We start from the raw sequence: 12,820 nt of genomic DNA, 5'->3' as shown, positions 1-12,820 counted from the left end.
GGTTTTTTCACATTAACGGGTGGCACTTCAATCGTTGCGTGAACGGTGAGCTGATCTCCTTCGGCTACAACGACGGGCGGGTTCGAGGCTCCTTAATCCAGGGTAGACCCATGGAATCCCTTTTCTTGAATCGCAGCCGTTCCCAGGATATGTGATTCCGGACTGCGTACCGATTACCGACATTGCTCGGCAGAATGGCTGCTCTTCGAAGTCTGATTGCTTGACAGTTTCGATTCAGCGACGCTAAGATGCAGACACCTTTAATGCTCATCCGGTGAGGTGAGCAAGGAGATTAGATGGCCCGCGAGTTCGGCCGTAGTACCCTGCGACGTTCAACCTTCTCATCCTTGATCGATGGGGAGGTTTTTTTATGCCCAATCATCGAATGACCGCGCAAATGCCACAGCCAAGACAACAGGAACGTCTCGTTATGGATGCGGCGGACATCGCCCGTGCGCTTACAAGGATTGCCCATGAAATCCTCGAGCGCAACAAAGGGGTCGAGCATCTTGCCGTTATCGGAATTCGCACAGGCGGCGTACATCTGGCCCATCGTCTGGTGCGGAGGATTCTCGATATCGAACGCGTTTCGATTCCTATCGGAGAGCTGGACATCACGCTCTATCGCGATGATTTGGCTTTGCGCAAGGAACAACCGGTGTTGCGCAGGACTTCGGTGCCGTTCGACATTTCGGACAGGATCATTGTGCTGGTCGACGATGTGCTGTACACGGGGCGAACTATCAGGGCCGCAATGGACGGATTGATAGATTTGGGCCGTCCGGCGGAAATCCAGCTGGCGGTCCTCGTCGATCGCGGGCACCGTCAACTGCCTATCAAAGCCACCTATATCGGCAAGAATATTCCGACGTCGCGTGACGAGGAGATTCATGTCATGCTCGAGGAAACCGGCGAAGAGGACCGTGTAGTGATTCTGAAGGCGTGAAGGAGGACGAGCCATGAGTCTTAAACGCAAAGACCTGCTCAGCCTTGCACCCCTGTCCGTGGAGGAGATCGAGCTGATTCTTGAAACCGCGGATTCATTCAAAGAGGTGACCGGACGGGAGATCAAAAAGGTCCCGGCACTGCGCGGGCGGACCGTGGTGAATTTGTTCTTCGAACCGAGCACGAGGACGAGAACCTCGTTCGAGCTGGCCGCCAAACGCCTGAGTGCGGACGTCATCAATTTTTCCCCGTCTTCCAGCAGCGTGGTCAAAGGCGAAACGCTGCTGGATACGGCGCGCAACATCGAAGCGATGCAGGCGGACATCATCGTGCTGCGTCACCCGTCGGCCGGCGCGGCAGAAGCCCTTGCCCGCGGCGTGAAATCTTCCGTCATCAATGCAGGAGACGGCTGGCACGAACATCCGACCCAAGCATTGCTCGATTTGTACACGATTCGGGAGCGGGGACTGTCATTTGAAGGGCTCAAGGTCGCGATCGTGGGCGATGTGGCGCACAGCCGGGTGGCGCGCTCGAATATCCACGCGCTCTCCAAGCTCGGCGCCGAGGTTCGATTGGTTGGCCCTCCGACGATGATGCCATATGGCGTCGAACGGCTCGGGGCGCGCGTCTATCGCAATTTCGATGAAGCCCTCGCGGGCGTTCAAGTGATTATGATGCTGCGTCTCCAACTCGAGCGTCAGGGGCGGGCATTGTTCCCAACGATCCGCGAGTACGCGCGCCTGTATGGCCTGACGTCGGATCGCGTCAAGTCGGCTGATCCCGGCGCGATCGTCATGCATCCGGGTCCGATCAATCGGGGAGTCGAAATCGCGCCGGAAGTGGCGGACAGTCTTTCATCGGTCATTCTGGATCAGGTGGCGAACGGCGTTGCCGTTCGAATGGGCATTCTGTATCTCATGTCGGGAGCGAGCTGATTGTGATCTTTATAGAAGGCGGACACATCATCGATCCGGGACGGTTCAACGGGGTAGGGAATCTCCTCATCGACCGCGGCAAAGTTGCGGCCATCGGTGCGGATGTGCAGGCGCCCGCCGGAGCGACGAGGATCGTCGCGCATAAGCGGTTGGTCGTGCCCGGCTTCGTGGATCTGCACGTGCATTTTAGAGAGCCGGGGTTTGAATACAAGGAAACGATACGAAGCGGAGCCGCGTCGGCCGTGGCCGGGGGATTTACGACGGTCTGTTGCATGCCGAACACCAATCCGGTCAATGACAATCAAGCGATCACCGAATTCATACTGGAACGTGCCAGGTCGGCTGCCTTGGCGAATGTCCTTCCGATCGGCGCGATCACCAAAGGATCGGAAGGCAAGGAATTGGCGGAAATCGGGGACCTGCGCCGTGCCGGCTGCGTGGCGATCTCGGACGACGGGAAGCCCGTCATGAACAGCCTCGTCATGCGCCGTGCCATGGAGTACGCTCTGGCATTCGACGTCCCGGTCGTGGATCACTGTGAAGATATCCACTTGGCCGAGGGCGGTTGCATGAATGAAGGGCTTATTTCGACGGAACTGGGCCTGCCAGGCATTCCATCTGCGGCTGAGGACGTCATGGTGGCGCGCAATGTCTCGCTGTCTGAATTAACGGGCGCCAGACTCCATCTCGCCCACATTAGTACGGCCGGATCGGTCCGGATGGTCCGTGAAGCGAAGTCCAGGGGAATTCGGGTGACTGCCGAGGCCTGTCCTCATCATTTCACGATTACTGAGGAGGCCGTTCGTGGTTATGACACGTGCGCCAAGATGAATCCGCCTCTTCGTACATGGTCCGACGTTCAAGCCATTAAAGAAGGCTTAAGGGATGGCACGATCGACGTCATTGCCACCGATCATGCGCCACATGCCACCCAGGAAAAGCAGCAGGGATTCACCGAAGCGCCGTTCGGCATCGTCGGATTGGAAACGGCTCTTTCGCTGACGCTGGCGCTTGTCGAAGAACGTGTGCTCACGCTCGAGTCCGCAGTGGACAAGCTGAGTTCCGCTCCAGCCAAGGCATTCGGCCTGAACAAAGGTACGCTGACCGTGGGTGCCGATGCGGACGTGGCCATCATCGATCCGAATGCATCCTGGGAGGTCGATCCGGCGAAGTTTCGGTCAAAAAGCCGGAACACCCCATTCGCAGGATGGACGGTCAAAGGGCGCGTCATGACAACCGTGGTCAATGGCCGGATCGTGTTCGACCTGTCCGCAGCGGAGCGATAGGCCGTGGGCCGCGCGTGGCGGTGGGGCGCGGTGCTTGGGTTGAGTTTGGAGTTGCTCGCACTCGGTGTCTGGGTTGGGGGATTGGTTGTGTTGATAGGGGCCGTGATTCCGGCAGTCTTTAACACCTTGGGCGGTCAGGACTCTGGAGGTTTTCTTCTGACCAGAACATTCGAAGGGTACAATCGGCTGGTCGCGGCTGCTTTTCTCATTCTGGTTGTTGTCGCCGGGTGTCGATGGAGGTACGGAGATGCTGCGTTGGCGGTGACGAAATCGGAGGCCATGCTTCTGGTCTGTATGGGTCTGATCGCGGCCGCGATTATTTTTGTGCTGCACCCACTGGCCGCCACGCTGCAAGCGGAGGCATTCGCTGCCAAGGATGAGCAGGCCAGGAAGGCCGCATTCGAGGCGTTTTTCCGGCTGCATATGCCCGTTCGTTCCCTGTACATGGTCAATCTTGGTCTCGGCATGGGCCTTCTCGTCATGAAGGCGAAGCGTTCGTTAAGATGAGAGGACGGAGCATTGTGAAGAAGGCATTGTTAGCCTTGGCGGATGGAGCGGTCTTCGAAGGCCGCGCGCTTGGATTCGAAGGGGAAACGTCCGGTGAAGTGGTGTTCAATACTGCGATGACAGGCTACCAGGAGGTGCTCACCGATCCGTCATACAAAGGACAGATCATTACGATGACTTGCCCCCATATCGGCAATTACGGAGTGACTCCGGAAGATGTCGAATCTCGCCGCATGTGGGCTGAAGGATTCGTGGTAAAGGAAGCCAGTGCGATTACCAGCAACTGGCGCAGCCGCCAGCATTTACAGGAGTATCTCGCGGCGGCCAAAATGGTGGCCATCGAGGGTATTGATACGCGCGCCCTTACGAGACATCTGCGCGATCAGGGTTCGCAGCAGGGGGTAATCACTCATTTGGAGGGGGATAAAGCGCGAGCAGTCGAAAAAGCGCGGCAAGCTCCCGGTATTATCGGGCGGGATCTGGCTGCAGAAGTGACGTGCGATCGTTCCTACTCTTGGGCGGATCATTCGGGTGAGTGGGTGCCATCCCTCGATCCTCGGACGCCGCCGCCGTCGCGACGCTGGAAGGTTGTCGCCTACGATTTCGGCGTCAAGCATAACATCTTGAGGCGGCTGGTCGATGTCGGCTGTGAAGTCACCGTGGTGCCGGCATCAACCAATGCCAAGCGGGTGGAGGCGTTGAATCCGGATGGAGTGTTCCTCTCCAATGGGCCCGGCGATCCCGAGGGGGTTCCCTATGCTGTGGAGGCGGTCCGGGAGTTGATCGGTCGTCGTCCAATCTTCGGGATCTGTCTCGGCCATCAGATCCTAGGGTTGGCGCTGGGTCTGCAAACCTATAAGCTGAAGTTCGGTCATCACGGAGCCAATCATCCGGTCATGGACCTTCGGACGGGGAAGGTCGAGATTACCTCGCAGAATCACAATTTCGCGGTCCGACTTGTCGAGCCGATTGCTTCAGTGCCGCAGAAACCACCCGTTCTGGAGACCGGTTTCGGAAAAGTCGCGGTCACGCATGTCAGTCTGAATGATCATTCGATCGAAGGTCTTGCCTGTATGGACCGCCCGGTGTTTTCGGTACAATATCATCCCGAAGCTTCACCAGGCCCTCATGATTCGGCCTATTTGTTCACGGAATTCATCCGTATGATGGAGAAATCCCATGCTTAGAATTCGAAACGGTCTTGGTATCGTATTGCTGGCGGTTGCGATCGTCGTGACGTCCGGCTGCATCACCGTCAATCTTCTGGAGCCACCCGGTCCGGTACGTGAAACTCAGGTGAGCGGAACAGGTAGCGCAAAAATCCTTCTCCTTGATCTGTCCGGGGTCATCAGCGGACAGGAAAAAGATGGTCTTGTTTCTCAACCCAACATGCTGGCCACATTCAAGGAGGAACTCACACGGGCGGCCAAAGACGAGAAGATCAAAGCGGTCGTCGTCAGGGTCAACAGCCCAGGCGGCACTGTCACGGCATCGGATATCCTGTATCACGAATTGAAGACGTTCAAAGCCGCCAGGAAAGTGCCTGTGATCGTATCCATGATGGATGTGGCTGCCTCCGGCGGCTATTACCTCGCCATGGCGGGAGATGCCATTCTCGTACATCCTTCCACCGTCACCGGAAGCATCGGGGTCATCATGTTGACCGTCAATGCCAGGGGCTTGCTGGAAAAGGTAGGAGTGGAGGCCAATGCCATTACCTCCGGACCCAGGAAGGACATGGGATCTCCATTCCGCACGATGACTCCCGAAGAAAAAGCCATCTTCCAAGGTGTCATCGATTCGTTCTATCAGCGATTTCTCACCGTGGTCCAGGAAGGGCGCCCGAATCTCTCGATCGATCAGATTAAAAAACTTGCTGATGGAAGAATTTATTCCGGCGAGCAGGCCAAGGCCGCCGGGTTGGTCGATGATATCGGCTATCTGGATGAGGCCATTGAGTTGGCGAAACGGAAATCAGGATTGGCGGAGGCCCGCGTCGTTACGTATCAGCGACCGGGAGAATACCGCAACAATATTTATTCACGTGCGCTGTCCGGAGCCGGTTCCGGCTTGGCGGGCTTGGCCAATGTCGATATGTTGTCGATGATCCGCGGCGGCACCCCGCAGTTTATGTATTTGTGGATGCCCTAGAATTCAAGATGGCGAGATTCTCACAAAGTTCCGGCAAGGTAGAAGCATCCATTGCCCGCGCTCTTGCGACTTCCGTGGGCCGGCGCACGATGCTTGCTCTCGGGGCAAGAGGAGTCATGGGACTTTGCACGGTCTTGGGCGCCGGTTCGGCTCTGGGAGTGTTCGGCGGCCTCGCCGGCTGCTATCGTGCCCCTGGCACGGCCCGTGATCAGCTGATCTTCTTTTCGGAAGAAAAGGAACTGCAGTTCGGTCTCAGCGCCTACCGAGAAGTGTTGCGGCAGGCGCCGCTGAGCACCAATCCCGAGATCAATGAGACGATCCAACGGGTCGGCAACAGAATTGCCAAGGTCGCGAACAAGCCGGAGTACCAATGGGAGTTTGCAGTCATTGAGGATGACAAGACCATCAACGCCTTCTGTCTTCCAGGCGGCAAAGTCGCCGTGTTCACGGGTATTCTCAAGCACACGAGAACTGATGCGGGGCTTGCCACGGTCATGGGGCATGAAATCGCGCATGCGCTTCAGCGGCACGGAGTCGAGCGAATGAGCCGGAGCATCATCGATCAGATCGCGCAACTCGGCGCCTTGGGAGCCGCCGCCTCAGGGAATTCCAGCGGCGCGGCGATTCAAGGGCTGCTCGGGGCATACGGAGTCAACGTCGCGCTGCCGTTCAACCGGAAGCAGGAGTCCGAGGCCGATTTCATCGGTCTCCGTCTGATGGCTGAAGCCGGTTACGATCCCCGCGAGTCGGTGCCTTTTTGGGAACGGATGAGCGGCTGTCCAAGACAGATGATCGACAAGGTCTGCTTTCGATCGCAGCATGCGATTCCAGAATTTCTCTCGACTCATCCGTCCGATGTCACTCGAATCAATCAGCTGGAGGCATGGCTGCCGGAAGCGATGCACCACTATCATGGCACCACCGGCGAAACCACGCCGGCTCCGGCTCCATTTAAACCTGCCATCGGCCCGATGCCTCAAACGAGTTAGCGCTTCATGCCAAAACGCACGGATATCAGGTCGATACTGTTAATTGGGTCCGGACCGATCGTCATCGGTCAAGCCTGCGAATTCGACTATTCGGGCACGCAGGCGTGTAAAGCGCTCAAGGAGGAGGGCTATCGGGTCATCTTGATCAACAGCAATCCTGCCACGATCATGACGGACCCGGAATTTGCCGACCGGACGTATGTGGAGCCCATCACGCTCGACGTTGTGGAGAAGGTGGTAGAGCGCGAACGCCCGGATGCACTGCTGCCCACCATGGGAGGCCAGACCGCTCTCAATACCACGATGGGCCTGGTCAAGCGCGGCACGTTGGACAAGTATGGCGTCAAGCTTATCGGCGCCTCCGCTGAGGCCATTCATAAGGCCGAGGATCGCGATGCGTTCAAACAGGCAATGCAGAAGATCGGCCTGCGTGTCCCGGAAAGCGGGACCATTCACAATCGTGAGGAAGCATTTCAGGTCTTGGACCGCGTCGGATTTCCCGCCATCATCCGTCCCTCGTTTACGATGGGGGGAACCGGCGGCAATATCGCATACAACCGGGAGGAGTTCGAAAAACTCATCGATTGGGCGCTGGCCATGAGTCCCGTGGGACAGGTGCTGATCGAAGAATCGCTGATCGGGTGGAAAGAGTACGAGCTCGAGGTCATGCGGGACCTCAAAGACAACGTGGTGATCGTGTGCCCGATCGAGAACCTGGATCCGATGGGGGTTCACACCGGCGACAGTATTACGGTGGCGCCCGCCATGACGTTGACGGACAAAGAGTATCAACGGATGCGCAATGCCGCAGTGAAGATCATACGCGAAATCGGTGTGGACACCGGAGGGTCGAACATCCAGTTCGGTGTCGATCCCGACACGGGCGAAATGGTCGTGATCGAGATGAATCCCCGCGTGTCGCGCAGTTCTGCGCTGGCCTCGAAGGCCACCGGCTTCCCCATTGCAAAGATTGCCGCGAAACTGGCCGTCGGATATACGCTCGATGAAATCACGAACGACATCACGGGGGTGACGAAGGCCTCGTTCGAACCGACCATCGACTACGTGGTGGTGAAGATCCCCCGCTTTGCGTTCCAGAAGTTCAAGGGCGCCGATACGACGCTCACGACCCAGATGAAGTCGGTGGGCGAGGCCATGGCCATCGGGCGTACGTTCAAGGAGTCGTTTCAAAAGGCCGTTCGATCGCTTGAATTGGAGTTGAACGGACTCGTGTCGCGCCTGGGCATCGATCGCGGGATTCCACCGGACTTCGATCGTCAGGGTGCCGCCGAAAAGCTGCGTCGCACGATCCGCACTCCCACGCCTGAACGGGTGTGGCACGTGGCCGATGCCATGAGACTCGGCCTGTCCAATGATGAGCTCTTCGCGCTGACGAAGATCGATGTCTGGTTCTTGAACCAATTGCGGGATATCGTGGAATTCGAATCTCACTTGGTATCGCAGGACCAGGGGAAAGCGACTACACTCGACGAAACGATTTTATGGGAAGCCAAGGAATTGGGATTCTCGGATGATCGCCTGTCACAACTTACCGGTCTCTCGCTGCCGTCGATCCGCACGCCGCGCACCCGCATGACTCGCGGGGCTCGGGCGGTCACGTACAAACGAGTCGATACGTGCGCGGCGGAATTCGAGGCTCATACCCCGTATCTCTACTCGACGTACGGGAGCGAATGCGAAGCCCGTCCAACGGATCGTAAGAAGGTGGTCATTCTCGGGGGTGGGCCGAATCGGATCGGACAGGGAATCGAATTCGATTACTGCTGTGTGCATGCCGCCATGGCCCTCCGGGAAGAAGGCATCGAGACGATCATGGTGAATTGCAATCCCGAGACGGTCAGTACCGATTACGACACGTCTGACCGATTGTACTTTGAGCCATTGACGGAAGAAGACGTGATGAACATCATCCAGCGCGAGCAGCCGCTGGGTGTCGTCTTGCAGTTCGGAGGGCAGACGCCTCTCAAACTTGCCCTGCCCTTGTCCAAGGCCGGTGTGCAGATCCTGGGGACGAGCCCTGATGCAATCGATCGGGCAGAGGATCGGGAACGGTTTCGCGATTTATTGAATACGCTGGGACTGCGGCAGGCGGAGAGTGGCATCGCGAGATCGGTCGATGAGGCGGTCCGCGTCGCTGCGCAGATTACCTATCCGGTCATGGTCAGGCCGTCATATGTTCTCGGCGGTCGTTCGATGCAGATCGTCTACGATGAAGCGGGTCTCCTCGGTTATATGGCCTCGGCCGTCAAAGCCTCGCCCAAGCATCCGGTCCTGATCGATAAGTACCTCTCGGATGCCATTGAAGTCGATGCGGATGCGATTTCCGACGGCACCCGGGTGGTCGTGGCCGGCATCATGGAGCATATCGAGGAAGCCGGCGTGCATTCAGGTGATTCGGCCTGCTCCCTGCCGCCGTATTCGCTCGATCAATCGATTGTCGAGGAGATCAGGCGTCAGATGACGGCGCTGGCGCTGGAACTCGGGGTCATTGGACTGATGAATGCGCAGTTCGCGATCAAGGACCGTACGGTATATGTGCTGGAGGTGAATCCTCGCGGATCCAGGACCGTACCATTCGTGAGCAAAGCCATCGGTGTGCCTCTGGCCAAGCTGGCGATGAAGACGATGATCGGGAAGAGCTTGAAGGAACTGGGATTTACCGAAGCGAAAACACCGGCTCATCTGTCGGTGAAAGAATCGGTCTTTCCCTTCAACAAGTTTCCAGGGGTTGACGTGCTGCTCGGCCCTGAAATGAAATCGACCGGTGAAGTCATGGGCATCGATGCGGACTTCGGTTGGGCATTCGCGAAATCGCAAGCCGGCGCGGGCGCAGTCTTGCCGCGTCAAGGTACCGCCTTTATCAGTGTGAAACAAAGCGACCAGGCGGCCGCCCTCGACATCGCCACACGGCTTCAGAAACTCGGGTTTTCGATCCAAGGGACCAGTGGCACCGCTTTGTACTTGCGCGAGCACGGCTTGGAGGTCAAAACTGTTCATAAGGTCAACGAGGGCCGCCCTCACATCGTCGATCACATCAAGAACGGCGAAGTCGCGCTGGTCGTCAACACCGTGATAACGGCATCCGCCCATACCGATTCGATTTCGATCAGGCGGGAGGCGCTGAACAAGGGCCTCGCGTATTTTACGACCATGCGAGGGGCCCGGGCGGCCGTCATGGGAATCGAGGCGGTACTCGGAAAAGATTTATCAATCCGAACATTACAGGAATATCACCGATAACGCAGAGAGGGTACCAGGCTCATGCCGACACCGATCACAAAAAAAGGGTATGACGCGCTCAAAGCCGAATTGGACCGACTCCGGAAAGTCGAACGGCCGCAAGTGATAGAAGCGATAGCGGAAGCAAGGGCGCACGGAGATTTGAGCGAAAATGCCGAGTATGATGCTGCGAAAGAGCGTCAGGGATTTATCGAATCTCGCATTGCTGAAATCGAAGGAAAACTCGCCGAAGCCCGGGTTGTGGAGATTGCCGGACGGACGTCCGACACCGTCGTGTTTGGAGCAACGGTGCTCGTGGTCGAGCAAGAGTCGCAATCCAAGAGACAGTATACGTTGGTAGGCCAGGACGAGGCCGACATGAAGTTCAACCGAATTTCGATCCAGTCTCCGGTCGGCCGTGCGTTGATCGGTAAGCGTGTCGGCGATTTTGTCGAGGTCACGACCCCGGCAAAAACCGTCGAATACGAAGTGGTGGGAATCAAATTCGAGGAATTCTGAAGGACCGGCGGTGGGTGTCTCGCTCTGATTCGGTCTTCCCCACAGGACATCCGTGACGCATCCGCTCGGGATCATCACGCTGCTGACGGATTTCGGAGACCACGATTGGTTCGTGGCGAGCATGAAGGGTGTGATCCTTTCCATCAATCCGCAAGCCACGATCATCGATCTCGCCCATCGCGTCACTCCTCATGCCGTCGATGAAGGGGCCTTTCTCCTGAAGTCGTGCTATCGCTACTTCCCCCCCGGAACCGTGCATGTTGCAGTCATCGACCCTGGCGTCGGGGGCGCCCGGCTGCCGCTGATCGTCAAAACTCCACGCTATTTTTTCCTGGCTCCCGATAACGGCGTGCTCACGCATGTGCTCGCGGAAGAGGGTGAGGCGGAGGTGCGGGAAATCCGAAATAAGCAGTATAGTCTTGAGCCGGACGGACAGACGTTCGACGGGCGCGATGTGTTTGCTCCGGCGGCGGCGTGGTTGACGAAACAGCAGTCGGTGGCTTCCTACGGTCCGGTGCTGCAGGATTACGTCTCGTTCCCGGTTCGCGTGCCGCAATGGCAACAACAGGCATTGGTCGGTGAGGTCGTCCACGTCGATCGGTTTGGAAATCTCATCACGAATTTCACGATGGCCCACGTCCGGGAAGTGCAAGAGTTGACGAAGAGGCCGAATCCGTCGATCCGGATCGGCGGGTATGTCATCGACGGATTGGTCCGAAATTACGAAGCAGGGGACGCCGCCAGCGCGCATGCGCTGATGAACAGCGACGGCCGGCTGGAAGTGTTTCTCAAGCAGGGAAGCGCCGCGTCATCGCTCAATGTGGCTGTCCGTGAGCCGGTGCGATTGTCCTAGCAGGCTGTTGACAATCGTGTCTCAGGCATGACGCCATTTCCGAGGTCAGCACAGGGTTTGTCAACGCACTGCTAGCTGGGGATGCGGGGAAAGACCGCAGAACGGTTAGAGAGCGGCAACGACGAAGCGTATGAGGCCGGAAATGTCTTCGGTTTCATCCGCGGGCATGACGCGGTTGCTGAGCCGGTTGTATCCCGCTTCAATGGAGACGAGCGTCGCCCAATGGTTGGACCGCTGCATGTTCCACGCGAGAGTTCCCCTTCCTCCGACATTTTCCGTATCGATAAGCCCGTCGCTTGAACGGGTACCGATGTAGTTGCCCATGGCGCTGATCCGGACATTGTAGCTTTGCATGTAGTGCAGGGCTAGGGAGGCGATGGGAGAATTGATCCGGACACCGGACCAGTCCTGGATTTCAGCCCGGTAGGTGAAGGTCGGAGCAATCGTGAGTGTATTGAGCGGGCGAAACGATGCCGTCATCATCTGCACCTTCACGGTGCTGTCTGCGCCGTTGCGCATCAAGTCGTTGCCGAGATTGTAGCTCGAGGCCAAGAGCGCGTCCCAAGACGCGCTCTGATAAGCCAGGGCGGCTTCCAAGGTGTGGCTCATCATGCGCTGCGGCGCGATGCCTGCGGGGTCCATGGCGCTGTTCAACGAGTTTTTCGAGTAGGTGAGGGAGAGATTCGGCCAGGCCGGACGGTTCCATATGAGACCGACTCGGCCATAAGTCTGTTCCAGACGTGAGCGAGAAGAATCGCCGGCCACGTTGTTCCACAGTTGCCCAACCGAACTGCGAAACGTCGTCCAACCGGTTTTCCACTCTCCCCACATCTCGCGGGTGGCAAGATCGGGCCCGTTCAAAAACGCCTGCCCGGCCGACCGGTAGTGCATTCCATAGCGCAGGGCGCCGCTTGTACCGGTGAATCCCATGCGCATCATTCGTTCAGAGGCGTCGGTCCTGGTGTCCCCAGGGATTTTGCTTTGTAACCAACCGGCGCCGCCCTGATTGTTCGCGACTTCCGTCTCAGTCACCAGATTTCCCTTGAACCAGCTCGATGAACTCAACGTGCCCCTGGTCCGTGCCTGGTCCGTTTCGGGAGCAAGGTCGCGCAGGCGCGGGGACGTGACAGGTGGGACGAAAAACGTGGGAGCTAGGCTGGTCTGGTAAATCGGGGCACTTCCAGTCCTGTATCCGGGAAGCGATCCGCTTTCCTGGTCGGAAAACAGGGCATTCCAACGCTGCGACACGGATTCCGATGCCTGTACGTCATTGGCCCTGGCAACAGGGGTAGGGAGGGCTAGGAGGAGCGCTAGGCCGAATATTGGAAGGAGTGACATGGTTCACATGCGCCGGATGGTCCGGGGACATATGAAGTCTAGCACTCATAAAAAATA

At 57.8% G+C, this 12,820-nt stretch carries 11 protein-coding genes; 10 read left to right on the top strand and 1 reads right to left on the bottom strand.

The genetic code is table 11. From position 1 onward, the window contains the following. Nucleotides 1–370 precede the first annotated feature (370 nt). From pyrR to W02_RS05785, 10 genes are read left to right on the top strand one after another with little or no spacing between them, the layout of a single operon-like run. Nucleotides 371–946 carry a bifunctional pyr operon transcriptional regulator/uracil phosphoribosyltransferase PyrR gene (gene pyrR / locus W02_RS05830; protein ID WP_305080031.1) on the top strand — a complete coding sequence of 192 codons (576 nt, stop codon included), beginning with the start codon at nt 371–373 and terminating at the stop codon, nt 944–946. Nucleotides 947–959: 13 nt separating this feature from the next. Next, nucleotides 960–1,880 carry an aspartate carbamoyltransferase catalytic subunit gene (locus W02_RS05825; RefSeq protein ID WP_173045670.1) on the top strand — a complete coding sequence of 307 codons (921 nt, stop codon included), beginning with the start codon at nt 960–962 and terminating at the stop codon, nt 1,878–1,880. Beyond that, nucleotides 1,880–3,166: a dihydroorotase gene (locus W02_RS05820; RefSeq protein WP_173051379.1), complete on the top strand. Its 1,287-nt coding sequence runs from the start codon at nt 1,880–1,882 to the stop codon at nt 3,164–3,166. Before W02_RS05825 ends, W02_RS05820 begins: the two co-directional genes overlap by 1 nt. A gap of 3 nt (nt 3,167–3,169) precedes the next feature. Next, entirely contained in the window at nt 3,170–3,673 is a 504-nt protein-coding gene (locus tag W02_RS05815; protein ID WP_173045668.1) for a DUF4149 domain-containing protein, read from the top strand. 14 nt (nt 3,674–3,687) lie between these two features. Continuing rightward, nucleotides 3,688–4,860 (top strand): glutamine-hydrolyzing carbamoyl-phosphate synthase small subunit, encoded by a 1,173-nt coding sequence (carA, locus tag W02_RS05810; protein ID WP_197742153.1) that lies wholly within the window; start codon nt 3,688–3,690, stop codon nt 4,858–4,860. After that, nucleotides 4,853–5,824, top strand: coding sequence for a signal peptide peptidase SppA (gene sppA, locus W02_RS05805; RefSeq protein WP_173045664.1), 972 nt, complete (start codon nt 4,853–4,855; stop codon nt 5,822–5,824). Before carA ends, sppA begins: the two co-directional genes overlap by 8 nt. A gap of 8 nt (nt 5,825–5,832) precedes the next feature. Beyond that, nucleotides 5,833–6,813 carry a M48 family metallopeptidase gene (locus W02_RS05800; protein ID WP_197742152.1) on the top strand — a complete coding sequence of 327 codons (981 nt, stop codon included), beginning with the start codon at nt 5,833–5,835 and terminating at the stop codon, nt 6,811–6,813. 6 nt (nt 6,814–6,819) lie between these two features. Further along, entirely contained in the window at nt 6,820–10,074 is a 3,255-nt protein-coding gene (gene carB, locus W02_RS05795) for a carbamoyl-phosphate synthase large subunit (RefSeq protein ID WP_173045662.1), read from the top strand. A 21-nt stretch (nt 10,075–10,095) separates the two neighbouring features. After that, entirely contained in the window at nt 10,096–10,572 is a 477-nt protein-coding gene (greA, locus tag W02_RS05790) for a transcription elongation factor GreA (RefSeq protein ID WP_173045660.1), read from the top strand. 52 nt (nt 10,573–10,624) lie between these two features. After that, on the top strand, nt 10,625–11,425 hold the full coding sequence (locus W02_RS05785) for an S-adenosyl-l-methionine hydroxide adenosyltransferase family protein (protein WP_173045658.1): 801 nt from the start codon (nt 10,625–10,627) through the stop codon (nt 11,423–11,425). A 105-nt stretch (nt 11,426–11,530) separates the two neighbouring features. Here the strand turns inward: W02_RS05785 and W02_RS05780 are convergent, their stop codons facing one another. After that, nucleotides 11,531–12,763 carry a hypothetical protein gene (locus W02_RS05780; RefSeq protein ID WP_173045656.1) on the bottom strand — a complete coding sequence of 411 codons (1,233 nt, stop codon included), beginning with the start codon at nt 12,761–12,763 and terminating at the stop codon, nt 11,531–11,533. Between the last annotated feature and the right edge of the window lie 57 nt (nt 12,764–12,820).

Origin of the sequence: Nitrospira sp. KM1 (genome assembly GCF_011405515.1) — a bacterium.
GTDB lineage: Bacteria > Nitrospirota > Nitrospiria > Nitrospirales > Nitrospiraceae > Nitrospira_C.
Note: the sequence above shows the minus strand (reverse complement) of the source record. Positions and strands in the feature narration are given on the sequence as shown.

Bases quoted from the DNA above. Each gene is read 5' to 3' on its own strand.
- W02_RS05825 (WP_173045670.1), top strand. From the start codon at position 960: ATGAGTCTTAAACGCAAAGACCTGCTCAGCCTTGCACCCCTGTCCGTG.
- greA (WP_173045660.1), top strand. From the start codon at position 10,096: ATGCCGACACCGATCACAAAAAAAGGGTATGACGCGCTCAAAGCCGAA.
- carB (WP_173045662.1), top strand. From the start codon at position 6,820: ATGCCAAAACGCACGGATATCAGGTCGATACTGTTAATTGGGTCCGGA.
- W02_RS05800 (WP_197742152.1), top strand. From the start codon at position 5,833: ATGGCGAGATTCTCACAAAGTTCCGGCAAGGTAGAAGCATCCATTGCC.
- sppA (WP_173045664.1), top strand. From the start codon at position 4,853: ATGCTTAGAATTCGAAACGGTCTTGGTATCGTATTGCTGGCGGTTGCG.
- pyrR (WP_305080031.1), top strand. From the start codon at position 371: ATGCCCAATCATCGAATGACCGCGCAAATGCCACAGCCAAGACAACAG.
- W02_RS05780 (WP_173045656.1), bottom strand. From the start codon at position 12,763: ATGTCACTCCTTCCAATATTCGGCCTAGCGCTCCTCCTAGCCCTCCCT.